At 36.7% G+C, this 23,929-nt stretch carries 15 protein-coding genes; 8 read left to right on the top strand and 7 right to left on the bottom strand.

Annotated features, from left to right (window positions below; translation table 11 throughout):
* The first annotated feature begins 98 nt into the window (after window positions 1-98).
* Window positions 99-1,481 (top strand): cytochrome c oxidase accessory protein CcoG, encoded by a 1,383-nt coding sequence (gene ccoG, locus GQR56_RS13440; RefSeq protein WP_166112328.1) that lies wholly within the window; start codon window positions 99-101, stop codon window positions 1,479-1,481.
* A 31-nt stretch (window positions 1,482-1,512) separates the two neighbouring features.
* Here ccoG and GQR56_RS13445 read toward each other — a convergent pair whose 3' ends face one another.
* The 3 genes from GQR56_RS13445 to GQR56_RS13455 form a co-directional block, all read right to left on the bottom strand.
* The gene (locus tag GQR56_RS13445; RefSeq protein WP_166112331.1) at window positions 1,513-1,926 is read right to left on the bottom strand and encodes a hypothetical protein; all 414 of its coding nucleotides are present in this window, start codon (window positions 1,924-1,926) and stop codon (window positions 1,513-1,515) included.
* Window positions 1,927-2,087: 161 nt separating this feature from the next.
* A complete protein-coding gene (locus GQR56_RS13450; protein ID WP_166112334.1) occupies window positions 2,088-3,005 on the bottom strand; it encodes a M14 family metallocarboxypeptidase in 918 nt (305 codons plus the stop codon).
* Window positions 3,006-3,120: 115 nt separating this feature from the next.
* Window positions 3,121-3,858 (bottom strand): hypothetical protein, encoded by a 738-nt coding sequence (locus GQR56_RS13455; RefSeq protein WP_166112337.1) that lies wholly within the window; start codon window positions 3,856-3,858, stop codon window positions 3,121-3,123.
* Window positions 3,859-4,069: 211 nt separating this feature from the next.
* Between GQR56_RS13455 and GQR56_RS13460 the strand changes: the two genes are divergently transcribed.
* Window positions 4,070-6,934: a UvrD-helicase domain-containing protein gene (locus tag GQR56_RS13460; RefSeq protein WP_166112340.1), complete on the top strand. Its 2,865-nt coding sequence runs from the start codon at window positions 4,070-4,072 to the stop codon at window positions 6,932-6,934.
* Between the two features lie 125 nt (window positions 6,935-7,059).
* The gene (locus tag GQR56_RS21370) at window positions 7,060-9,315 is read left to right on the top strand and encodes a GGDEF domain-containing phosphodiesterase (protein WP_206018176.1); all 2,256 of its coding nucleotides are present in this window, start codon (window positions 7,060-7,062) and stop codon (window positions 9,313-9,315) included.
* 15 nt (window positions 9,316-9,330) lie between these two features.
* Here the strand turns inward: GQR56_RS21370 and GQR56_RS13470 are convergent, their stop codons facing one another.
* Window positions 9,331-9,918 carry a hypothetical protein gene (locus GQR56_RS13470; RefSeq protein ID WP_024609824.1) on the bottom strand — a complete coding sequence of 196 codons (588 nt, stop codon included), beginning with the start codon at window positions 9,916-9,918 and terminating at the stop codon, window positions 9,331-9,333.
* Between the two features lie 167 nt (window positions 9,919-10,085).
* Window positions 10,086-10,811, bottom strand: coding sequence for a transporter substrate-binding domain-containing protein (locus GQR56_RS13475; RefSeq protein WP_166112343.1), 726 nt, complete (start codon window positions 10,809-10,811; stop codon window positions 10,086-10,088).
* Window positions 10,812-10,995: 184 nt separating this feature from the next.
* Between GQR56_RS13475 and GQR56_RS13480 the strand changes: the two genes are divergently transcribed.
* Window positions 10,996-12,744 (top strand): cyanophycinase, encoded by a 1,749-nt coding sequence (locus tag GQR56_RS13480; protein ID WP_166112346.1) that lies wholly within the window; start codon window positions 10,996-10,998, stop codon window positions 12,742-12,744.
* A gap of 343 nt (window positions 12,745-13,087) precedes the next feature.
* Here the strand turns inward: GQR56_RS13480 and GQR56_RS13485 are convergent, their stop codons facing one another.
* Window positions 13,088-14,104 carry a LacI family DNA-binding transcriptional regulator gene (locus GQR56_RS13485; RefSeq protein ID WP_166112348.1) on the bottom strand — a complete coding sequence of 339 codons (1,017 nt, stop codon included), beginning with the start codon at window positions 14,102-14,104 and terminating at the stop codon, window positions 13,088-13,090.
* A 139-nt stretch (window positions 14,105-14,243) separates the two neighbouring features.
* On the opposite strand from GQR56_RS13485, the gene GQR56_RS13490 reads away from it, so the two are divergent.
* From GQR56_RS13490 to GQR56_RS13505, 4 genes are all read left to right on the top strand, one after another.
* Entirely contained in the window at window positions 14,244-16,034 is a 1,791-nt protein-coding gene (locus tag GQR56_RS13490) for a hypothetical protein (RefSeq protein WP_024611053.1), read from the top strand.
* 57 nt (window positions 16,035-16,091) lie between these two features.
* The gene (locus GQR56_RS13495) at window positions 16,092-18,158 is read left to right on the top strand and encodes a DUF4962 domain-containing protein (RefSeq protein WP_166112351.1); all 2,067 of its coding nucleotides are present in this window, start codon (window positions 16,092-16,094) and stop codon (window positions 18,156-18,158) included.
* Window positions 18,159-18,233: 75 nt separating this feature from the next.
* Window positions 18,234-18,998 (top strand): 2,5-didehydro-3-deoxy-L-galactonate 5-reductase, encoded by a 765-nt coding sequence (locus tag GQR56_RS13500; RefSeq protein ID WP_166112354.1) that lies wholly within the window; start codon window positions 18,234-18,236, stop codon window positions 18,996-18,998.
* 396 nt (window positions 18,999-19,394) lie between these two features.
* Window positions 19,395-20,726 carry an MATE family efflux transporter gene (locus GQR56_RS13505; RefSeq protein ID WP_166112357.1) on the top strand — a complete coding sequence of 444 codons (1,332 nt, stop codon included), beginning with the start codon at window positions 19,395-19,397 and terminating at the stop codon, window positions 20,724-20,726.
* Between the two features lie 137 nt (window positions 20,727-20,863).
* Here the strand turns inward: GQR56_RS13505 and GQR56_RS13510 are convergent, their stop codons facing one another.
* Window positions 20,864-23,788 (bottom strand): TonB-dependent receptor, encoded by a 2,925-nt coding sequence (locus GQR56_RS13510; protein WP_231613178.1) that lies wholly within the window; start codon window positions 23,786-23,788, stop codon window positions 20,864-20,866.
* Window positions 23,789-23,929: the final 141 nt, after the last annotated feature.

Raw genomic sequence — 23,929 nt, forward strand, 5'->3', positions numbered from 1 at the left:
GAAATAAACTGTTTAGTATCAATAGTTTAAACAAAGTTTCAGCTTGGTCTGAAAGTTGCAAGTACTTGCTTAATACCCGTCATTATGAAGCAAGTACTATGAAGTTTGATATTAAAGAAGAAGACATGATCATTAAGCCCTATAACACCGAAGGGCCAATTTATATCCGCGAGCAAAAAGGATTTTTTCAGCGCATACGCCGTAATTTAGGTTGGCTGTTAATGCTAACTTTTATTGCAATACCGTGGATCCAATATAACGGACAACAAGCTGTGCTGCTTGATGTGGCAACGCAAACCTTTACTATTTTTGGTCTAACACTCCTTCCTCAGGATTTTATGATTTTAGCCCTGCTATTTATGGTGGGGGCTTTTGCATTATTTTTTGTAACTAACTGGCTTGGTCGGGTTTGGTGTGGTTATACGTGCCCGCAAACTATATGGATGCTCATGTTTTCGTGGGTAGAGCAACGCATAGAAGGCACTCGAAATCAGCGAATTAAATTAGATAAATCACAGTGGACGCTAAGCACTTGGCGCAAAAAAATAACTAAGCACAGCGCGTGGATTGTTATTTCAGTTTTCACCGCCACCTCGTTTATGGCGTATTTTATTCCGGCAAAAAGTTTGTATATGGAAATGTTTACGTTTGAATGGTCAGGTATAACGAGCTTTTGGGTGTTTTTATTCGCTTTTTGTACTTATGGCAATGCAGGGTTTTTACGCGAAAAAATGTGCACAATTGCTTGCCCGTATTCTCGTTTTCAGGCTGTTATGTTTGATAAAGATACGTTACTTGTTACATATGATAGCGAGCGAGGTGAAAACCGTGGACCACGTAAACGCAAAGCAGATCCAAAAGAGCTTAACTTAGGTGACTGTGTAGACTGTAACTTGTGTGTAGAGGTCTGTCCTGCAGGAATAGACATTCGAAATGGCTTGCAATATGAATGTATAAACTGTGGCTTATGTATTGATGCCTGCGACGACACCATGGATAAGTTTGGTTACGAAAAAGGCTTAATTAAATACGCCAGTGAAAAACAAATGGAGGGAGGCAAAACCAATCCATTTAGATTAAAGCTAGTAGGGTACGGCGCATTAACAGCTTTGTTAATCATTTCTATGTTTGCATGGATGCTGCAACGTACACCAATAGAAGCCTCAGTACTACGAGATAGGAATGCGCTCTACAGAGTGAACTACGAGGGCTTAGTAGAAAATCCTTACACACTTACTATTATTAATAAAACACAGCAAGCACTGCATTACAGTATTGCCATAGAGGGTTTGCCAGGGGCAACGCTCTCAAGTCCCAGAGCTACGCTTGTACAGCCTGGGACGATGAAAAGAGTACCCGTTACTGTAACAGCCGATGGTTACGATATTGAGCGTAAAGTGAGTAAGTTACAATTTATTGTAACAGCGCAAGAAGACGCCAGCATTACGATAACCAAAGACAGTCAGTTTTATAAAAACTGAGATTGATAAAGTAAGGTCAGCAATTTTTATATCAGTTGACCTGCTTACTTTTTAAGTTGTGAAAAATGAACTGCTTTGCGCTATCTAAATCTGTAAACAGGCATTCACTAAAATTAACATTTCTTTTGGCGCATTTTAAAATACGCTTCATTTGATTTATAGCTATAGCGGATGTGAGTACAAACGCGCTAATTAGGCAATTATTTGCTGCCATTAAACGGCTAATATTTATCATTTCTTTTTCTGCCTCAGGTGTTGCAGCTAAAACATCGAAAGAATCACTAATATAAGCCCAAGGTCGATTTTTGAGGGATTTTATTTTTTCGCATAGTTCAATTTTAAACGCATGAAGAAGCGCCGAGGTGATGTACCCCGTAAAGTGAGCTATAACAACGTTATTTTCAGTATAAAGACTTACTTGTCCATATTGATTCTTAAACCCCAATGTATACTCCTTAAATTTGAGGGAAAGTTAACCTTATACTTTTAAACTCAATAAAACCAGTTCTTTTGGGTTGTTTTTTGTTGTTAAGTTGTTACTTGTACATAGTTGTTTTAACGGGTATCGAATTTAATGAATACCCGTATTTGAAGTGGGGATTAATCTTATATAGAGGTTTTAATGTAATTTAGCGCGCTCGTTATAACGGCGACTTGTGCCAATATACATTCTTCATCTGTAGCAGTTGGGCTATCTGGGTATACCTCTGTTGTTGTTACATAGGGTGCATCAGTAAAGCCCATACATAAACCTAACTCTCGAGCAGCATAGTTAATCACACCAAATTGCTCTTGAGGTACGCCTATTAGCTGGTTGTTTTCATCGCTCGGTGCAATATGAGTTACCTTTGCAACGCTTTCTATGATGACTTTTTGAAACTCCGGCTCAGGCTTTTTGCTATCTGCAACTAAATAAAACCCGTCAGGTATGTTCCAGTTAGTATTAGTAGTGCCTTCACGCGCAGCGAGTGCGGGTCTAAATTCACTGTTATCGCTGTCGGTTGTTTCGTGTAAATCAATATGAGCGACTAAGTCAGTACCTAATGATTTTACAAACGCCATAATAGCTGCTGATTCTTGAGCTGGGCTGCCCTCGTAAAATGAGCGGTTAGGATCAATGGCGTCTGGGTTCCAGCGGTTTATAGTTTCATATCCCCAAGGGCTAATGCAGGGTGCAATTATAATATTAAACTGCTCTGAGTGTTGCATAGCCGATGTCTTAGCAAACCTAAGCGCGCCATGTACGCCACTGGTTTCATAGCCATGTACACCACCGGTGATTAAAACAGTTGGTTTATTAACATTAAAATTAGGTGTTTTTAATATATATAATGGGTAAATGCCAGCGGCGTAATTAAGTTCGCCGTATTGCTCTATATTTAATATGTTTTTAAGGTCATTAATTAGCGTTACGACTTCGTTTTTGTAACTGCGTTTAATGTTTTGGCGTGTTAACCACTGGGCTTTATCGTTGTCATTCCATTTTTTGCCAGGTGTGCCAATAGAGTATGTGCTGTTAGTCATAATAAACCTTTATATCAATTGCAATTAGCTCCTACATAGAGAAGAAGTATTAAATGCAATTGGTAAAATTACTTAATAAAGGCATAGCTTAACGCTGAGTAAAATAGCGTGCAAATTAAAACGTTAAAGTCATATTGTTTATTGTGCGCTGTTGCTTTGCTTGAATATAACTTTGACTTGCAAATTCATCTGAAATAGCACCAAAGCGTACTCGTTCAACCATAATAGTTAAATTGCATGTTTTACTTTTATCTATTTTCGCGTTGTTAAACATAGCTAAGCTGTTTAGCTTAAATGAGTAACTAGAATATTTAATCTCACTGAGCATTGATTGTATTAATGTTTCGCCGTTTCTATTTGTACACTTACTGATTAACTCAATACTACTCACACTATTAGGATCAGTACCGTCTAGTTGTACGGTTATCGTGTTATTTAATCTAAAGTTTTGTTCGTTACTTGGTGTTAAAATAATAAAATTAAGTGGGAGTTCAACACTTGAGTGTGCATTTATTTTATTATCACGATTAAATAAAAGATCAAACGGCTCATTATCGTCAGTTATATTTATAGACGCTTGGTAATCAACGTCTAAAAAGTCGGTATCTTTTTTAAGTTCAACAGCCGTGTTTCTTATTATTACCTGCAGTGCATCGTTATCGCTTAATACAATATTTGAACCGTTAGCGTCGCCAGCATTTAACTCAGCGTTAACGCGAGTACGATTTCCGTCAGATACAAGCTCAAAACCCGCCCATATCCCTTTTGTTTTTATTAAGTCAGACTCTGTTTCTGATATGCAAGCGCATAAAATTAAAACTATAGTCGCTAGGGCAAAGCATTTTTTTAACATGTAAGCTCCTTCATTTGTGAGCGCATTGTTACACAGAGCATTATTTATAAATGTTTAAATTTGTTAACAAGTGTAAAATAAATTTTAAATAAAAGATTTAAACAAACTGCGTTATTCTTTTTTTAGTGAAATAGTAGCCTGTGTTATGAGTAAATTTATTATAAAAGAGTATGTTACAATCGCTTTATAGTCTGTTTTTGTATTGAGTATTATGGCGCAGTATATTGCCACACCAAGTTGGTTAGGTCGTTTTTTTACCCGTATTAAGCAGGTAAATATTGAGCAAAAAATGCTTGTTATCTACTTTAGAGATAACACTAAGCAGCAATTTTTATTAAGCGATTTTAGTAACTTTACTGTGCTGCAAAATAGCTTGTTTAGTGCAAAAATTAATTTAAGTGATCGTAACAACACATGTATTAGCTTTTTAAATAAAGCCGAAGCAGACGTGCTTAATAAAGCGTTAAATCAACATTTTGCAAATACACTAGAGCAAAAAATAGATAACGCTAAAACACTTTTAAAGCATTGTTCTTTAGATGAGTTTTTACGCGATAGTTCCATTGAAATATTGGATAAAGCTGTTTTTTCTTTAAGTAAAGATTACGCACATAACCAAATAGTATGGCAGCAGCATTTAACGCCCGTTAGTGTAAAGTTTTTAAGTATTTTAGGTAGTACACCAAAAACAGCAGACGCTGTAGCGCAGTTACGCCATAAATATGAACAAAAGCAGCTTACCCTCAGAGATGACTTTTATAATAGTGTTGAGTCTAACCCGCTAACAACAGAGCAACGCTTAGCTGTTATACGCGATAACGATAAAAATTTAGTACTAGCAGCAGCAGGTACAGGTAAAACGTCAGTTATGGTGGCTAAATCACTTGATTTAATAGCGCGAGAAGTAGCTAAACCAGAGAAAATATTAGTGCTTGCCTATAATAAAACGGCAGCAGAGGAGCTAAAAGAACGTTTTATTAAACGCGCAGCGCACGTCAATTTAAATACTAAACCACCGACTATTTTAACGTTTCACGCGTTAGGACTAAAGTTATTACAAAGCGCTAAAAAGCCTATTGAACTTTCTACATTTGCTACTGATGACTTGCAGCAAAAAAACTGGTTAACGGCATGGCTTACTAAACAAATACAAACTGACCCCAAATTTTTAAAAAAATTTATAGATTTACTTCACGAGCCTGTCGATATTTTTAGTTTTAAAAGCAGTGCAGCTTACGAGCGTTACATACGAGATAACGAGTATCAAAGCCTTGCGGGCTATAAAGTTAAGAGCTATCAAGAACTACTTATTTCAAATTGGTTATATTTACATTCGGTTGATCACGAGTACGAGCCAAACTATAAAAAAAAGCAGGGTTTATCAGGAGAAAACATAATCCCAAATGTGCAATATAATCCTGATTTTTACTTATCAAAATACAATATTTATCTAGAGCACTTTGGTATTGATAGGAAAGGTAATACACGCGCTGATATAAATAAAAAACGCTATAACAAGCAAATAGCTTTCAAGCGTGATTTACATAAAAACAATGGCACTACTTTGCTCGAAACCTTTCATTACAATTGGCTTGAAGGCAAGTTAGAACAGCGTTTAAGTACACTTTTAAAGCAACATAGTGTTGCGCTTACTCCCTTGAGCGATGACGAAGTATTAACCACGTTAAATAACTCAGGGCAGTTACAGCAAGGGGTTGAAAAATACTTAAAGTGTTTGCAAGCCATAAGGGCTGAGCAACTCAATAATACGCAAATAAAGCAGCGTATAAAGCAAAGTAGTCTTAAAAACTATCAGCGTTATGCAAGCATGCTTACAGCTATTCATAATGCTTACACGCAAGAGCTAAGTGCGCAAAACGCCATTGATTTTGACGATATGATTATTCATGCCACTAAAGCTGTAAAAAAAGGTGAATTTGATGTGCCTTGGAGTCATATTTTAGTTGATGAGTTTCAAGATATATCGGGTGCGCGTATGGCTTTTTTAAATACGCTTATTAATAAAGGGCAAGGTGTGCGCTTTACTGCGGTAGGTGATGATTGGCAGGCTATTTATCGCTTTTCAGGTGGTAACCTTGCTCTTACTACGCGCTTTAATGAATTGGTTGGAAGCCACTCCCTAACTATGCTGCAAAAAACATTTAGGTATAACAACAGTATAAGTGATGTGGCAGGGCGTTTTGTAATGCAAAACCCAGAGCAATATAAAAAGCATATTTCCACCCACACGCAAGTAAGCACTCCTCAAGTTACTTTATTAGATGACTTATATAAAGGCTCTAAATCACTTGAAATAAAAGTTCAGCAAACGATTAGTACTATTCAAAAAAATGATGCAACAGCAAGTATTGCGGTACTTAGTCGATACCGGTACATGCTTAATAGCGTGCAACAACACTTAAAAAATAAAAAGCATACTAATAAATTACATTTTTGGACGTTGCACAGTGCTAAAGGGCTTGAAGCTGATTACTGTATAATTATTGGTTTAGAGCAAGGTAAATTGGGTTTTCCTAATGATAATCAAAATAATTTGCTGGTGGAGTCGTTATTACCAGAGCAAGACAGCTTTACTCACTCTGAGGAAAGGCGTTTGCTGTATGTAGGTATTACGCGCGCTAGGCATAAAGCGTATTTAATTGCTGACCCCTATGCGTGTTCAGCATTTATAAAAGAATTAGTAAATGACGATTATCCAATTCAAATAGCCTCAGCATTGTTTACTAAGTCGCAACTAAAACAAAGACAGTGCAGTACATGTAGTGATGGTTTAGTTATGCCTAAAAAAGGACAGTATGGTAATTACTATACTTGCACTAACATGCAAATTTGCGAAACTAAATTACGGGTCTGTAAAGGCTGTAAAGGTCCTGCTATTGATAAAACTACATACTCACAGTGTGTAAATACAGAATGTAATGCACGGATCCCTATTTGTGAAATATGTGGACGAGAAATGCGTAAACGAAAAAGTAAACAGGGTGATACTTTAAGGTGTAGTGGTTTTTCTATTAAAGACAATAATTGTAAAAACACAAGGGAAACAGGTGTTTAAAATAAAAACAATTCAAATGATGCACACCCGTTAATGTCGCGTTAATAGTTCGGTTACATTGATTTTATTGATTTAATTGCACTATAGGGGTTTAATTGCGCAATCTGTCCCCATTATTGTTTGTTATGCACTATTTAAGTAACTTTTTTTTATTAAATGACCAACTCGTGCCTTACGGGCAAATAGCTAATTGGCGAATAAGTGCACTGCGTATAACACTTACTTTAGTAATGCTGCTGTGTTTTGGGATCGCATGTCACACTTACTCAAGCGCTATCGAATTAAATTTAATTTATATAGTCGCACTCACAATTAGCTTTTTTGTAAGTGTATTAATTTTGCTCATAGCAAGCAAACGGTTTTATGTGTTTAGTGCTCATGCATTATTAGTGGCAATTGTTGCCGCTAGTGTCGCAATGAACTTATTTTTAACTGATTTAGAGCTCGCTAAAGTAGGCTCTATGTTTATGTATTCTTGCCCCATTATTTCGTTGATGCTGTTGGGCTATAAAACAGCGCTTAGCTATGCTGTTTTAAATATAGTCCCTTTTTATATGATTACTAAAAATATAGATTTGTCTGATGTTACGGGGATAGCACAGCAATTACCGGATGCAAACTTATACATTACGGGATTAATATTTTTATTTTTTAATATTTGTATTCCGCTTGCCGTTGCGCGCACGATTGTTGCCGCTAAGCGTTTAAACAAAACAATAATGACAGCTAATACCCACCTTAAAGATAAAAATGAGCTATATAGAACTCTTTTCACTGAGTCAAATAAAGCAAAAATAATTGTTGATGAAAATTTCGTTATTAGTGATTTGAATCAGCAAGCTATCGAGATGTTTGCTATTAAAAATAACATTAAAGATAAAAATATAAAGCTATCAAGCTTACTTCCTTCACTTGATTATAATAAGCCAAACACTCAAAATCAGATTGTGAAATATAAAGGGAATTATTTACAAGCTAATTATCAGTACGTTATGAGTGCAAATTACCGAGTGTATGACTTTTATGATTGCACGCAAGAGCAACTCATTAAACAAAACTTATCGATGATGGAGCAAGAAAATAAACGTTTACGTTTTAGAGATTCACAAACAAAATTACCAAATCGAGAATATTTTGAAATACAATGCGATAAGTTAAGCGCTAAATATCAAAAAGATTTTTATATCGTTGTTACACAAAGCGCAAATAATGAATACTTAGACTTAAAGCTGACTAAAGCCGATTCCCAAACATTACTTATTAATGCTTACAAACGTTTGAAAACAATGACAGAAGGTCCGCTTTTATGCGCGTATATAGGTGCAGGAAAGCTTGCCTTTATTATTAGCGCTGATTTGCAAAGTGAGTTGCAGAATAAACTGTTAACGCAAATTAAAAGCACATTAGATAAAACATACAATGTGCTTGGTATTAAGTGCCAGCAATCGTTTTTATTTGGCTTTGCAAAATACCTAGATGATGGAAAAAACAGTGCAATAGTACTCAGTAATGCATGCGAAGCTCTTAAACTTGCAAATTGTAATATTCCTCTTAGTGGTTATAACGAGAAACAATCACAAGCTTTTATAGAAAAACACGAAATTTCAATGTTATTAGACGAAGCCCTACAGCAAAATGCTCTGTCGGTATATTATCAACCTAAAGTTAACTCAGGTGGCGAATGTATAGGTCTTGAGGCATTGGCGCGTTGGAATAGCCCAATACTTGGTAATGTATCGCCGGTAGTTTTTATTCCTATTGCAGAAGAGTACAGGATGGTTAGTCGATTAACCGACCTAATTATTCAAAAAGTATGTGCTCAAATTGCCGATTGGAACAAAGCCGGTATACCTAATGTACCGGTGGCAATAAACATATCGTTGATTGATTTTAGTCAAACCGATTTCATGTCAAAACTTGTAAAGCATTTAGCCGATTTTGATGTGAAACCTCATCAAATAGAACTAGAACTTACCGAAACCTCTCTTGAGGCTAACCAAGCTCACTCACTAAATCTTATGCAAACACTACAGTCGTGGGGTTTTACAATTTCGGTAGATGACTTTGGGGTAGGGTACTCTAATATTGCGCGCCTTGCTGATTACCCAATTAATAAGCTCAAGTTAGATCGCTCTTTAATAAGCCAAGTAACTAATTCTGCTCGTCAACAAAGCTTAGTAAAAGCAATACATGTTATGTGCGAAGAGCTTGATATAAAATGTGTAGCCGAGGGCGTAGAAACTCAAGATCAAGTAGAAATAATGACGCAAATGGGCTGTAAAGAATTTCAAGGATTTTACTTTGCAAAACCAATGGCAGCAGATGCTTATCGCGATCATGTTAAAAGGTATGGATTGAGATTTTTAATTGATGAAGCGTAAGCTTATATTTATGATCTAGCTTGTTTTATCAACCAAGTGTCCGTGGTTATATAAGTTAGCAAATTGGCGTTTATGTTCTTCAAAGAGGTAAGTTCTTAATTGTTCTTTACCAGCATGGATACGCGTGATCTTTGCTGCTATTCCATCACTACTTTGCCTTATAGGCTCAATATCCATCGATATACATTCTTCGTTTGGTAAAGTAAATTGCATATGCTTTACTCTACTTAAGCGCTTATTTTTAGCTAAAGGCTTTAAAAATATCCCAGTGCTTGATATTGATTCAATACAAAATCCTTGGCTTTTAATATTTAATTGACTCCAACGCCAACTACGTTGAGTACCCTTGGTATCTATAACTTCGGGTGCACTTAAAGTTGGGTTAATTACTCCAGATGTATCAATTTTTAAATGAAGTGGAAACCAAAGTTGGTAATGCGCCACTTCTGCCAACAATGTTAAATTGGCATTACTCAATAGATGGGCAATACTTGCAGGCACATTGCTTTGCATCGTCAATATATGATTATGAGCAGAAAGTGCTTTTTGCTCTGGTTTAAATAATTCAGAGAAAAAGTCGAGTTCGTCGGTTGAAAAATCCATATTTCACCTTTGCTACAATAAAACGCAACCGTAGTTCAAACAAAGCTTATGGTCAATAAACACATTGTTTAAATATGTTTGGCTGTTGCTTAGGTGTTGCTTAGGTATTGTTTAGATAAAAAGTAATACAGAGGGAGGGGGCTATTATTAATTAAATTAGGGTTTAATTAATAACTAGACGTTATACGCTCTCTTTCGCCGTTAGCTATTATAGCAAATAAGCCTTTTTCAAATATTACCTGGTAGTGTTGACTTTTAGGGTGCAATTTCGAAAATGCCAAATAAATATCAGTGCTTTCATTGATAAAAGCTAATTCAATTTCGTCAGGGAGTTTATGTTGTCTTTTTAGTAAATTAGCCACTTTAACAAATATTAAAGCACTATCTAATCTTCCCAGTATTAAACGTTTTACATTAACTTCATCGGAGCTTGTTGGCTGGGCGTATATATACTGCTCAGAAACTAAATCGATATGATGTTGCCCATAACCAAACCCACGAACAACACCTACAGATTCACCACTAAAGGTTTCTCTATCAACTGCTATTAACGGTTTATCCGTATTGTAATAGTACGCAGAATAGGCTTCGTATAGTGGTGTGCTGCCAAGTAGGTATTTTTGTTCTGTAATTTTATCTATTGGAACATTAAAGCCCGCAATGTAAGTTCCTGTATCTAGGTAGTGAAGTACACGCGCATACGGAAACACATGAAACTCAACATCAACATTCTGTGTAGCGAATGCCGCAGTTATAATTTCATGCGCCATTCCAGTGCCATTTGGGTTAGCAAAAGGTGCCCAAGCGTCTTCTGCAGCAATAATAATTTTATTATTATCAGCCCAGGTCGAAGTAGGTAAAAGTAATAACACAAAAATAATAATTTTTAGCATTGAATAGTAAAGTTCTAATCTATTTTAAATTAAGTGTAGATTTTAATATGAATTTTTCCAGTGACTTTACTCAAACATATATAACTCTATAAATTATTTAGCATGTATAAATATATATTTAGGCTAAAGTAGCTAGCTGTTAGACTATTCGTTATTAGTTTCATTTTTTATTAGAGTTAACATTATGATATGTGGATTTTTACGTGATCAAAAACCTAAATTATTGAGTGCGTTAGTTGCATTACTTAGTACTGGTTTTTCAATAAGTGCAGTTGCTCAAGAGCAAAGCCAAACTTTGGTTTTAGTAGGTTCAGAACTTAAAACATGCGCTAGTGTAAATCCTGAAAACTGCCAAGAAGAGTCCATTTTAAAAGGGAAGCTACATAATTTATATACGGTTAATGACCCTCAAATTAAAAACATAATGCAGCATTGGCCCACTAATAATGAAACAAAAACTGAGGTACTAACAACACTTAAAGCAATACAATTTAAACAATCAAAAAACATATCAAAAACTGATTTATTATGGCTTTGGCGCGATATAAATAACCAGCAACTCGAAAACCTTTCAGATCAAGAATACAACTTTATATTTGATATGTTAGAAACCCCTTTGCTGAATAAAAATAATAAACGTATAAAAGCACAAGCAAACAATGAATTTAATAATGAAACGGCGACAAATAATATTCTGCAATTTGTATCTGGCAGTTTAAAAGTAAATAGCAAAGCCCCAACCATGATGGTTATTACGGCGGCGAGTCGCGACCCTTACGCAGCAGCCGATTTAGTACAAGCACAACTATCATTACCTAACATAAATACGCAGTGGTTAGCATTAACGCCTGCGCTTGCAAAAGCAATTACCAGCAATTCGTGCGACAACTTGCCTGCACTTAGAAACACTTTAATGAATGTATATAATCGAGATGCTATCTATCCCGATTTAACCCAAGCAGAACTTACTCTTTGTAAAAATGGAAGCGATGCACTTGTTTCTCTTATAAAAAACACAACAGGAGTTATGTTTAACGACGGTGATGCTGATTTAATGCGTAGTGTTTTATTTGATCAAAATAATAAACCTTATCCATGGACTAAAGCACTGCAATCACGTCCTGTTATTGTAAGTACGGGCGCGGGCACTGCTATACAAAGTGGCGGTAATATTATTGATGATAATGAGAGCGCAAATTCTAAAAACACAGTGGCTATGATCACCGGTGGCAAAAGCCTTATAGCACTTCGCGATGGCATGATTAAACCAAAAATAGATAAAGCGAACGTTGATAGTGAGGTAACTGATACTGAGCGCCTTGTATACAATCTTGCAGGTGGGCTAGGAAGTTTTAATTACGGTGTACTTGATACAGAGTTTAGTGAGCAAAATCGCACGTTTAGACTCGCATCTTTACTTAGTAAAACTAATGCTGATAATTCAGTAAAGCAAAATGGCTTTGGTATAGATGAAAATACTGCTTTGGTTGTTATTAAATCCCCTGGCGGTAATTTAATGACCGTAATAGGTAAAAGTGGTGTAGTGCATTTAACATCTAATAATGAGGGAAAAACTGAAGGTAAAACTAAAACGAGTAGTAAAAAATACAGTTACTCGTACTGGCCTGCAGGTAGCGTAATCGATATTACAAATAACGAGTATACGCTAAGCCAACGAACCATTAACCAAGCCCTCCCGAGTATTAAAATACCGCCATTACCAGTGCAACGCTTTGGAACAATTTTAACTAATTCAAAACTTCGTTCACTCACTCAAGCTATGTGTTTAAGCCAAGAGCAGAGCGTAGTTGCACAGCAAGACGAGTTTATAATTAGCCTTACTGCAACCAAGAACACTGACTATTATCGTGTAAATGTAAGAGAGTTTGGGTGTGCGGTGAGTAATTTAGATTTAGCAGTAAGTACGTTTTAGTATTTACTGAGCTTTGAACTTTAAGTACTTCAGCCTATTAGAGCTTCGATAACGCTAAAGTACTTAACAAATAGATTTTTTATTTGCAGCGTTAGGTTATAAACCTTACGCTGCATTTAAATAATCTCTAGCTTTAAATAAGTAACCTGAGTACAAGATAATAAATTTACCTCAAGGCGCTTTTTTAGCGCTAACCGTGCTGAACTCACTTACATTGATACGTAATTTGCCTTGTTCTCACTGAAATCTCTTAATTGGGGTTCAGGTTAAATATAAACCCCAAGCAGGACTACTCGTTAACTTAAATCCAAGATAAGCATGAATCTCCTAACGACAATCCAAGTCAGCTCGCTATACTTTTACACGAGTCTCTTTTAATAAAAGAACAAGGAATAATAATTTTTTGAGGCGGCGTTTCATTGTCGTTAATGTTATCAAGTAATAGCTTTGCTGCTTCTCTACCTACTTCATAAGGGTTTTGAGTTATTACTGTAATAGGTACTTTTAAATACTCTGCCATAGGCAATTCGTCAAAAGCTAATAATGAAACATCTTCAGGTATTGAGATATTCTCGTTATTAAAAGCAGTTAATAGCTCCGTAGTAATAGGCAAATGCTGTGTAAAAAATACGGTTGGTGGGTTAGTCGCTTCAAGCATGCTTTTAGGCGTTTGCTGAAAACCTAACTTACGATCCCAATATTGAACTAATTGTTCATCAACAGGAATTTTGTATTTTTCTAAAGCATCTACATAGCCTAAATAACGATCTTGTCTTGATTTCATACTTTGAAAATCTTGAGTAAGAAAACAAATACGTTTGTGCCCTAATTCTATTAAATATTCAGTTGCTTCAAATGCTGCTTTTCTATAATCGGAAACAATTATATTTTTTTCGTTGCCATCATGTTCTAGCTGAAAATGAATAATAGGTAAGCCGTTATTAATGTATTTATCAATTAATTTTGTATTTTGACCTGATGAAGCAATGATAATTCCGTCTACACGTAATTGGTACAATGTATCTAAAGACTTAGCTTCAATCTGCGGATCGACATCCGTATTGTATATTAATACGTTGTAGTCATTTTTTTTACAATAGTCGTCAATCCCTCTAATTGTGCGGCTTGTATAAAAGCCCGTAATGTCCCTTACAATTACGCCTATTGTTTTTGTTTTATTCATTTTTAAACTGCGGGCAATAGGGTTTGGCACATAATCAAGTTCTTCTATAGCCAACTTTATGCGTTCTTTTGTTTTTTCTGACATGTAATCAAAACGACCATTAAGGTATTGAGATACTGTACTTTTTGAAACGCCGGCAAGGTCTGCAACATCGATCAATCTTACTGTTTTTTGCATGTATATTTTCTACGAAAGTCTAAATACTTGAATGTTGACATTCTGCAATATTATGATAATTTAATCAACTAAACCGATTTAGTAAATGGGTTTACTTTCCATTGTCAATTAAATTAAACATAACTATAAGGCAGAAAAAGTGGAAATTTCGAATGTTGAATATCTAGTGATCGTTGGATACCTTTTACTGATTATTATAGTCGGTCTTGTTTTCAAAAAGTTTTCGAGCAATACGGATGACTATTTTAAAGGAGGCAGTAAAGGGACGTGGTGGCTAGTTGGTAGTAGTGCTTTTATGAGTGCTTTTAGTGCGTGGACTTTCACCGGTGCTGCTGGCATTGCGTACGAGTCTGGATTTTCGGCTATGTTTATCTTTTTTGGTAATGTGCTTGGTTTTTTCGTTAACTATTTATTTATGGGACCTTGGTTGCGCCAAATGAGAGTAACCACCTTTCCAGAAGCAATTGCGGGTCGTTTTGGGGAGAAAACTCGTGATTTTTACGCATATTACGAAGTACCAATCCGTATTTTATATTCGGCTATGGCACTTTACGGTTTAGGAATATTTTGTTCAGCCGTTTTTGGCTACGATATTAATTACGTCATTGTTGTATGTGGTGTTGTTGTGCTTCTTTACTCTGCAACTGGCGGACGTTGGGCTGTTATGGCTACTGATTTCTTACAAGGTTTGATATTGGTGCCACTTACTTTAATTGTTGCCTACCTTTGTTTAGATGCGCTTGGAGGGGTAGATAACTTATTTGTTAAAATTGAAGAAAAAGGTTTAACCGAAGAATACAGCATGATCAACTCAGCCACGCTTTTCGGTGGAGCTTATACATGGGGCTGGGCCAGCGCGATGATGGCAAAACAATTTATCGTATTTAATTCTATGAATGCAGCACCGCGTTATTTTTCTGTAAAAGACGGGCGAGAAGCCAAAAAAGCAGCTTTGCTGTGCTCCGTGTTAATGCTGCTGGGGAGTTTTATTTGGTTTTTACCACCTATTACTGCTCGGCTTTTATATCCTGATTTGGTTATGGCTTTCGACATTGCTAAACCTGCAGAGGCGAGTTATGCGGTTGCAAGTATTAGCTTATTACCTGTAGGGCTTGTGGGGTTAATTGTTGTTGCGATTCTAGCTGCAACAATGAGCTCTATGGATACAGGACTCAACACTAATGTTGCCATATTAATCAAAGATATTTACCCCAAAATCTCACGCCGATTACGTTGGAAAGCTAAAGGAGAGTCTGAGCTATTAAATTATGGACGTACTTTAACGTGGGTAATGGGGTTTTTAATTGTTTTATTAGCACTTTATTTTGCTCAACAAGATGGTTCAGGAATATTCGAAATCATGTTGCAAGTAGGCACCTTACTTTCTATGCCAATTACAATTCCTTTGCTTTTGGGTATGTTTATTCGACAAACGCCGTGGTGGGCAGCCCTGTTTTCTATAGGGTGCGCGTTAATTTTTTCTAGTCTAGCGTTTTTTGAAGTACCACTTAGTTACCTTGGTTTTTCACAGGTATACAGCGATGGTTTTGAATGGAATTTTCAACAGCAGTTTTTCGGTGTTTTAGGCTCTGGAACATTTGGGTTTTTAATATCGACACTTTTTGCACCAAGTCAAAATTCTACTCATCGTCAAATGGTTGATACGTTTTTTACTAAAATGAAAACGCCTATCGATTTTGAAAAAGAAATTGGTGAAGGCAATGATTTAAGCCAGCTAACAGCAATTGGGCGCTTTGGTATTGCGGTAGCCGGTTTTATAGCGTTGATGTTAATTATCCCAAACCCACTAGAGGGCAGAATAGTTATTCTGGTACTGGCAGTGATAATTGGAGTAATCAGTATATTAATGCTTAGAGCGGGTAAAGAGCCCGTTGTTACAACCAAAGGTGTGGCATCACAAATAAAATGATGAGGATTATTTCCTCAAAAAGTTACTTATTATCACTTTTGATCACAGGATTTAACAATGAATTACTTACTTATTAACGACCAGCTTGACGTATTAAAAGCAGATCTAAAAACGTGTCGTAAAGAACATTTAACTCGACTGTTAGAGCAATGTCGTTCGTATGAAGATGAAGTTTTATCAACAGAGCATCCCCATACGAGTATTACTTATATAGGAATGGCTGCTGCAAACTTAAGTTTGGCTTATTTATTAACAGAACAAGACCATTATTTGCAAGAAGCTAAGCGTTGGATTTTTACAGCGGTTGATTACGATGTATGGGGCTATGGTTTTTTAGTTGATGTAGATTTAAGTGCATCGTGGTTGCTGTACGGTTTGGGGCTGTCTTATGATTGGTTAAAAGATCACTTAACAGATGAAGAGCGTAGTAAATTTCTTAATAAATTGATTTTGCAGGGCAATAAAATTTTTGACTACGGTCAAGACAATCTAGGTCATTGTTGGTCTACTAATTATTGGCAAAATCATAACTGGATTAATTATTCAGGTTTATTAACCACAGCTTATGCAATCCGCTCTGAACACTCTGGGGCGCAGGTATGGATTGATGAAATAAAAGATAACTTCGAAAAAGTATTTGAATACCTGCCAGAGGATGGATCTAACTACGAAGGCACCGGCTATTGGAGGTACGCAATTAACTTTTTCCTGTCTGCTGCTGATTATATTCGTGAAGATGGTGGACCAAATTACTTTGAAGCAGGCTTTTTAAAAAATTCATTTGATTATCGTATTTATCAATCAGCACCTAATTGGGAAGAAAACATTAACTTTGCAGATGTGCATGATAGAAGAAGCTCTCACTCTATTTCAGCCTATTACAAAATAGCATCAGAATATAATAATGAGCAGGCGCAATGGCTAGGTGAAATGGTACGAACCAAGTTCTTGTTTAGAGAAGCTTATCAGAGCAAAATTTTCCCTGGTATTTTACCTGAAGCCTTTTTGGAGTTTATTTGGTTTAATCCAAAAATAGAGCAAAAGTCACCGCAAAGCCTGCCTTTAACTAAGTACTTTCCTGATCTTGGTCTCGTTGTTATACGCTCTAGTTGGGATACTGATGCAACGCATCTTTCTTTTAAATCAAGCCCAGCAGGGGGACATAAACAATGGGAGATAAGCTGGAAATTAGATAAAGAAAATGATTGGAAAACACGCAGTTTAACTCACTATCATGTTGATTTTAATCATTTTATATTAATTCATAATGGAGCGGCTTTAGCTATTGATGAGGGCTACAATCGAACATCTAAAGCTGAGGTACATAATTTAATTACGGTTGACGGGACTGGTTGCGTTGGTGAAAAAATATGGGAGGAAGGTGATTTAAGTGACCCACAGTTATTTGATTTAAATTGCAAAGGTATTCATAACGTATGGAGAGACGTACCTGAGGAGGCGATAGCAAAAATAGAAGCGTTTTCTAATGATAATGGCTATACCTATGTTGTTGGCGAATCGAGTAAAATGTATTACCCAGAGATGAAACTAACACGTAATGCCCGACATATTATTAATAGTGAATGTGGTTATTTTATCTTTTTAGATGAGCTAGAAAGTGAGCTAGAACACATATATACATGGCGAATGCACTCAGAAAGATATGCAAATCAAGTAAGCCAAGACCAGTTTGAAATTATAAATGGGGCTGGTGCACTTAACGTATTTACTGTATTTCCACAAATCCGCTTAACTAACGTTGACGAAACCCTAGTTGAAGAAATAATGACGCCGCAACGACCAGATGATATTCGTCGAATTAGTTTAAAAACATTATTAATTGAGAATCCTGAAAAAAATAAAAATAGTTATTTCCTCAATGTGCTTCAGCCTAAAGATGCAATTCAAAGCGATTCGAGCAGCGAGATTTTAGTTAAGCCTATTAAAGGCGATAGTTTTATTGGTGTTGAAGTGACTTCGAATGATCATATTGAAACGTTTATTTTCTCTAATGAAAATAAAATAGCTTACAAGGATATTCAATCAAAATCTAAATGGGTGTCTATATTAAAAGACAAGGCAGGTAATGTTGTTAAAACAACACATTACGATGGTGTTTGTTAAATATTTATAGCAAAGGCTGCACTTTAGATTTATGGATAGTTAATCGCTATAAATAACGATTAGGAGAAAGTAATAATGTTAGAAAAATTTAGTTTAATAGGCAAAACGGCTCTCGTTACAGGTTGCAAGCGCGGGATTGGTAAAGCAATTGCACTGGGGCTTGCAGAGGCTGGAGCCGATATAATTGGGGTTTCGGCCAGCTTGGAGTTACAAGATTCCGACGTTGAAAAAGAAGTAACCGCACTAGGGCGTAGTTTTAAAGGCTATCAATGCGATTTTTCTGAACGCGATGCACTTTACTCGTTTATTAAAGAGGTTAAAGCTGACTTTCCTAAAATTGATATTTTAATAAACAATGCAGGCACTATTTTACGCGCACCAGCAACAGAGCACAGCGATGAGATATGGGATAAAGTAATTGATGTTAATTTAAATTCTCAGTTTATCCTTAGTCGCGAAATTGGTAAGGAAATGGTTGAACGTGGTGCAGGTAAAATTATTTTCACTGCATCATTATTAACTTTTCAAGGGGGAGTTACTGTCCCTGGGTATGCTGCGAGTAAAGGTGCGATAGGGCAGTTAGTTATGGCGCTATCAAATGAGTGGGCGGGTCAAGGCGTGAATGTAAATGCTATTGCACCTGGGTATATTAACACTGACAATACTCAGGCACTTCGAGATGACCCTGAACGCTCAGCATCTATTTTGGCACGTATTCCACAAGGTCGTTGGGGTAACCCTGAAGACTTTAAAGGGCCCGCTGTATTTTTAGCGTCAGAGGCTGCAAGTTATGTAAATGGCACTACTTTATTGGTTGATGGCGGATGGATGGGTCGATAGCAAATTACAAACTATCGATTAAGTCTAACAAACTCGAACTCTGGGTAATAAATTTAAATATCACTATAATTCAATACGTTGGTAAATCTGTTAACCAGAGTTCAGGTTAACAAGTATTTGTTTTATGCCTGCCTTGTTGAATAGGGCAGGTACATGTTTTTCTATCGGTTATCATAAAAGCAATTCAGCACAAATAATCGTTATTATTTTAGTTGATCTGGCTGGTCGGCTTTAAACCCCTTTGTTAGTCGTTCACGGCGAGTATAATAACGGAGTAACAAGAGGGTAATATAGATTATAGGCAATGTATTAATCAGTAAACCTACTAACAACTTATCCTCTTTCTCATAATTATTTAGCTTTTTTGGAAGTTATTTTGATAAAGGTAATTTCTCAATGAATCCCAGTGCGTATGTTTGGCGTAACTTTGCATTAGCGTGGCCACTCGCTTTTAATGCATTGCTAGTTCAGTCGATGTTGATGATTGACACATTGCTAGTTGCGCCCCTAGGAGAGCTGCCCGTTGCAGCTATGGGTATTGCAACGACTATAGTGGCATTTGTACTGGGGCTTGAGATTGCCATTGGTAATGGTATTCAATTACTTGTAGGCAGGGCTTTTGGATCTAAAAATAAGGTCGATTTAGCAATTGCTTATTGGTCTGGTTTATTAATCAATGTTTCTACTTCATTAATCTTTTTCTTTATTTTAACCTTTTGGAGCACTGAGCTGGTGGCTGCAATCACTGACGACAGTGATTTAGCGCAGCTAGCAGATAAGTACATATCAATTACCAAATATATTGTAGTGGTAACTGCATATACTCAAGTTTGCACCGCTTTTTGTAATGGTAAAGGCGATTCAAAGGTGCCACTAAAAGGTTTTATGATTGAGTTACCGGTTAATGCAGTCCTCAGCTATTTTTTAATAAATGGGTTTGCAGCACATGAAGGGCTTGGTGTTGAGGGTGCTGCTTGGGGTAGTTTGATTGCGGTTTTATTAAGAGCGATATTTTTCTATTTTGCTTTAAAAACGGATGACAAAATTGATTTAACATATCCTAAGCACAAATATTTTTGGACAGAAATTAGAGGGCAATACCGTGAAATATATCCTATTGCAGCCAATTTTTTTGTTCTCTCAGTTGGGGCAACGGTTTATCAGTTGTTGTTTGCTCAGCTAGATCTTTTCTCATTTGTTGCTATTACTCTGATTTTTCCTTGGGTGCGTGCTGGCACGCAATTTCCTAATGCTTGGGCTCAAGCATCGGCAATTAGTATAAGCCAGGCTTTGGGGCAAAACAAAACCGATAATCTCACGTTATTTATTACTCGTTGTACACAAGTAGGAATGGCGTTGTCGGTGATTATTGCAGGGTTGTTTTTTGTGCTTAGCCAGTGCATTGAATTCGTTTATCCAGATATTGACCCTGAAACGAAAATAGCATTAATGGTCATTATGCCTCTGTATATTATTTTGCCCGTTATTCGAGCGTATAATACCGTTGCGGGTAATATTCTTCGAGCATTGGGCAATAGTAATTTAGTTCTTAAAATTCATTTTATAACGCAATGGAGCATATCGCTGCCAATTTGCGCATTATTAGTTTTGTACTTTAAAGTCTCTATTTTTTGGGCTTTCGCAATGATCCCCATCGAAGAGCTCCTCAAAATCATTCCGTTTTACCGCTACAAAAAAGCTTATATGAGCCGCTTACAAACAACATAAACAGTGAGTTGATAATAGTAATGTTGGAGGTGTTTTAAAGGGGATTTACGTTTAGTGAGGTACGGATATTTTATTGTTATAAAACTCTGTGGTAGGTATTGCTAATACCACAGAGCTTAAAGTTTTACAGTGTTGTATTAAAACCGGTAACTGGCTCCTAAAGTAATACGACGCTCTGTTAAACCTTGATAACAAAGTAATCCGCCTTCATTAACACATGATTGTGTTATATCTGATTCAGTAAGATTTACAGCTTCAATACCCACATTAAATTGCTCGTTAATATCGTAACTAATGCTGGCATTAAGTTGTCCTCGGTCCTCTTGTACAACAGGAAAACCCCACGGGAAGCTTGTTGTGCTGCCAAAGTCTTCTGAACGATATGCTTCGCGCCATGTGTAGCGAGCTCTCGCTGAAAGACCATATTTTTCGTAGTAAAGAGTGAAGTTGTAAGCATTCTCAGATAAATCAGTAAGCCCTTGCACACGGGTAACGTTTATACCTTCAATACCTGTTGTTAAAGCAAAAATATCATTTGCACGACTAGTTGCTGTATCAAATGCTTCACCACCTGAGAACTCTTGCTTAGTATAGTTAGCAATAATACCAAACCCAGAAGCCCAGCCTAAATCGTCCTCAAACCCTGCAAGGTCATATTGAACGGCTATTTCTATACCTTTTTGCGTGGTTTCACCTGTGTCGTTTATAGTGGTCGCAAAGGGAACACATACACCTACGCCAATATCAGGTCCAAATACATTTATATCTGCAATAGGGTTAAAAATACCACCCGCTTCACATGGATCTGTTAAATCACGATACCCAGTAGTAGAGTCTTCACTAGGGTCTTCTTGTTGGCTAACATGAAGGTTACTACGCTTTTTATGGAATATACCGACACTTAATACACTCGCTTGGGCAAAATACCATTCTGCAGAAAGATCAAATGAAGTAACTTCCTCAGGTACTAAATTAGGATTACCGATAGCCACAGCAGGGTTTGGACTGGTATCAAATGTGAATGAGGTCGATAGATCGTCAAAATCAGGACGTCGAATATCTTTACCCCAGCCCGAACGTATAACTATATCGTCAGTTAAATCAACGCTTAGGTTTACTCTTGGTAATAGGAAGTCATAGTCACCGGTTGTTGTTATTTGTGAAACTAAGTTATTGCCATTGGCATCTGTAGTGGTTGAATTACCGACAGATTTAACGTCAGTTTTGAGGTAACGTGCACCAAAGTTGCCTCGAAACATATGGTATTCAAAATTAGCTTGCACATAAAGCGCATTTGTTTTTTCTTCAATATCAAAAAATCCGTCAGAGCTTGATGTTGGTGCATTGAGCGCAATAGAGCCACCAATGGTATCGATAGCGCTTTGTAATATAGCTAAAGCATTATCTTGATCATTAGCAACAATTTCTGGATTAAGTTGTAGGTAATCGCGGACAAATAACTCTCTTCCATCAGCGTCGTTAAAGTTAGTTGGACCCGCAATTAAAAGCTCCGAAAATAGATCCCCAGATGGGCTGTCAGACATGTTTCTTAAACCAATACTGCTAATAACAGTATCTTGCACGCTTGATGTTTTACTATAACGGTAACCAAAATCGACTGAGGTTATAATTGAGTCGAAGTAATAGCTAAAATCTGTACGAAATGCATCTTCACGATTTTTAGCCGTGCTTTTACCTATTTCCACATCACGTAATACAGTATTGCTTGGATCAAGTAATTGAGCGCTTGTTGGTGCATTTGCTTCACCTGATGCTATGCCAAATGCGAGCGAACCGCCTGTCAGATCATATTGAAAAGGCGTGCCATTTTCATTCGATGCATTAGATGCAACATTTGGATTAATAAAATTAAGAGTCGAGTTAAAGCTAGGCGTAGTTGTATCTGACTTTGACGACGAGGCTTCTATATTTATTTTAAGGTTATCGCCTTGCCACTCGCCACCAATTCTAAATATTTCGCTTCTGGTTAAACGTGAGTTTGTATCACCAGAAAAACGAAGATTTGGATCGGCACCGCCATCTTCAACCGGAATTACTCCTTTAACAGCAGCTTGAATAGAACCTAGATTTTGGCCGTCTATTACGCCAAAATTAACATTTTCAAATTCAGTAGGAATTGACTCACTAATCAGATCGCTCACACCAGAGGCTTGTACTCTTGAGCTTTCTTCTCTGCGTTCTTGATCGTTAATAACAGCATCAAAATATAATTTGGTATTGTCATTTGGTGCCCACTCTATAGAAGAGGCTATATTAATAGTTTCAGATTCGTAATTATCATAATCTTGAACAAAAAACTGTATAGGCAAAAAATCAAATTCTTGAGCGCTATTAGCACCGCTATTTGATGCTACTGAGTTGTCTCGATCAGATCTGGGGCGAAATGCTGTTGCTTCTTGCTCTGCATAGTTGGCACTGATAACAACACCAAAAGTACCTAAGTCAGTGTACCAATTATCTCCAAAAGTACCTGATATTCTAGGTTTTAAACCACTATCATCTGACAGGCTACTATTTTCACCTTGTACTCTTAAAGTTGCTAATGTGTCACTTAATTGAAGAGGGCGGATAGTTTTTAAATTAATTGTTCCACCTACTGAGCCTTCAATCGTTTTTGCCTCGGAAGCTTTAGTCACTTCAACTTCGGCAATGATTCCTGCAGAAACATCTTCAAAGTTTATACCACTTCGACCAGTACCTGAGCCTACAGTCGAAACGCCATTTATTTCTGTTCTATTAGCGTTGGTGCCGCGAATTTGTACACCGGTTCCTACTCCTGCTGTTCGGGTGATTTGTATTCCTGTTACATTTTCAAGCACTTCAGCTAAGTTTTGATCTGGTAACTTACCAATATCAACGGCTTTAATTACTTCAACAAGATTATTAGAATCGCGTTTTTCTAAAAGGGCGCTGGAGAGTGACCCCCGGATCCCACTAACTTCTATTACTTCTAATTCAGGGGCATTTTGTGTTGATTGAGCTTCTTGTGCTGAAGCAGATGGGGTCGCTAATAATGTGGCCAAAGCCGCACTATAAAGCATTGTGTGTGATCTGCGGTTTTGCAGTACAGAGCTTATTTTATTTAATTTATTTTTCATAAATTCCTCTTTTACTACGTGATGTTGTATTTAGTGTTTATTTAAATAAATCGTTTATAAGCGTAAAACCACAAACAAATCGTT

The organism is Pseudoalteromonas sp. Z9A5 (assembly GCF_011378875.1).
Taxonomy (GTDB): domain Bacteria; phylum Pseudomonadota; class Gammaproteobacteria; order Enterobacterales; family Alteromonadaceae; genus Pseudoalteromonas.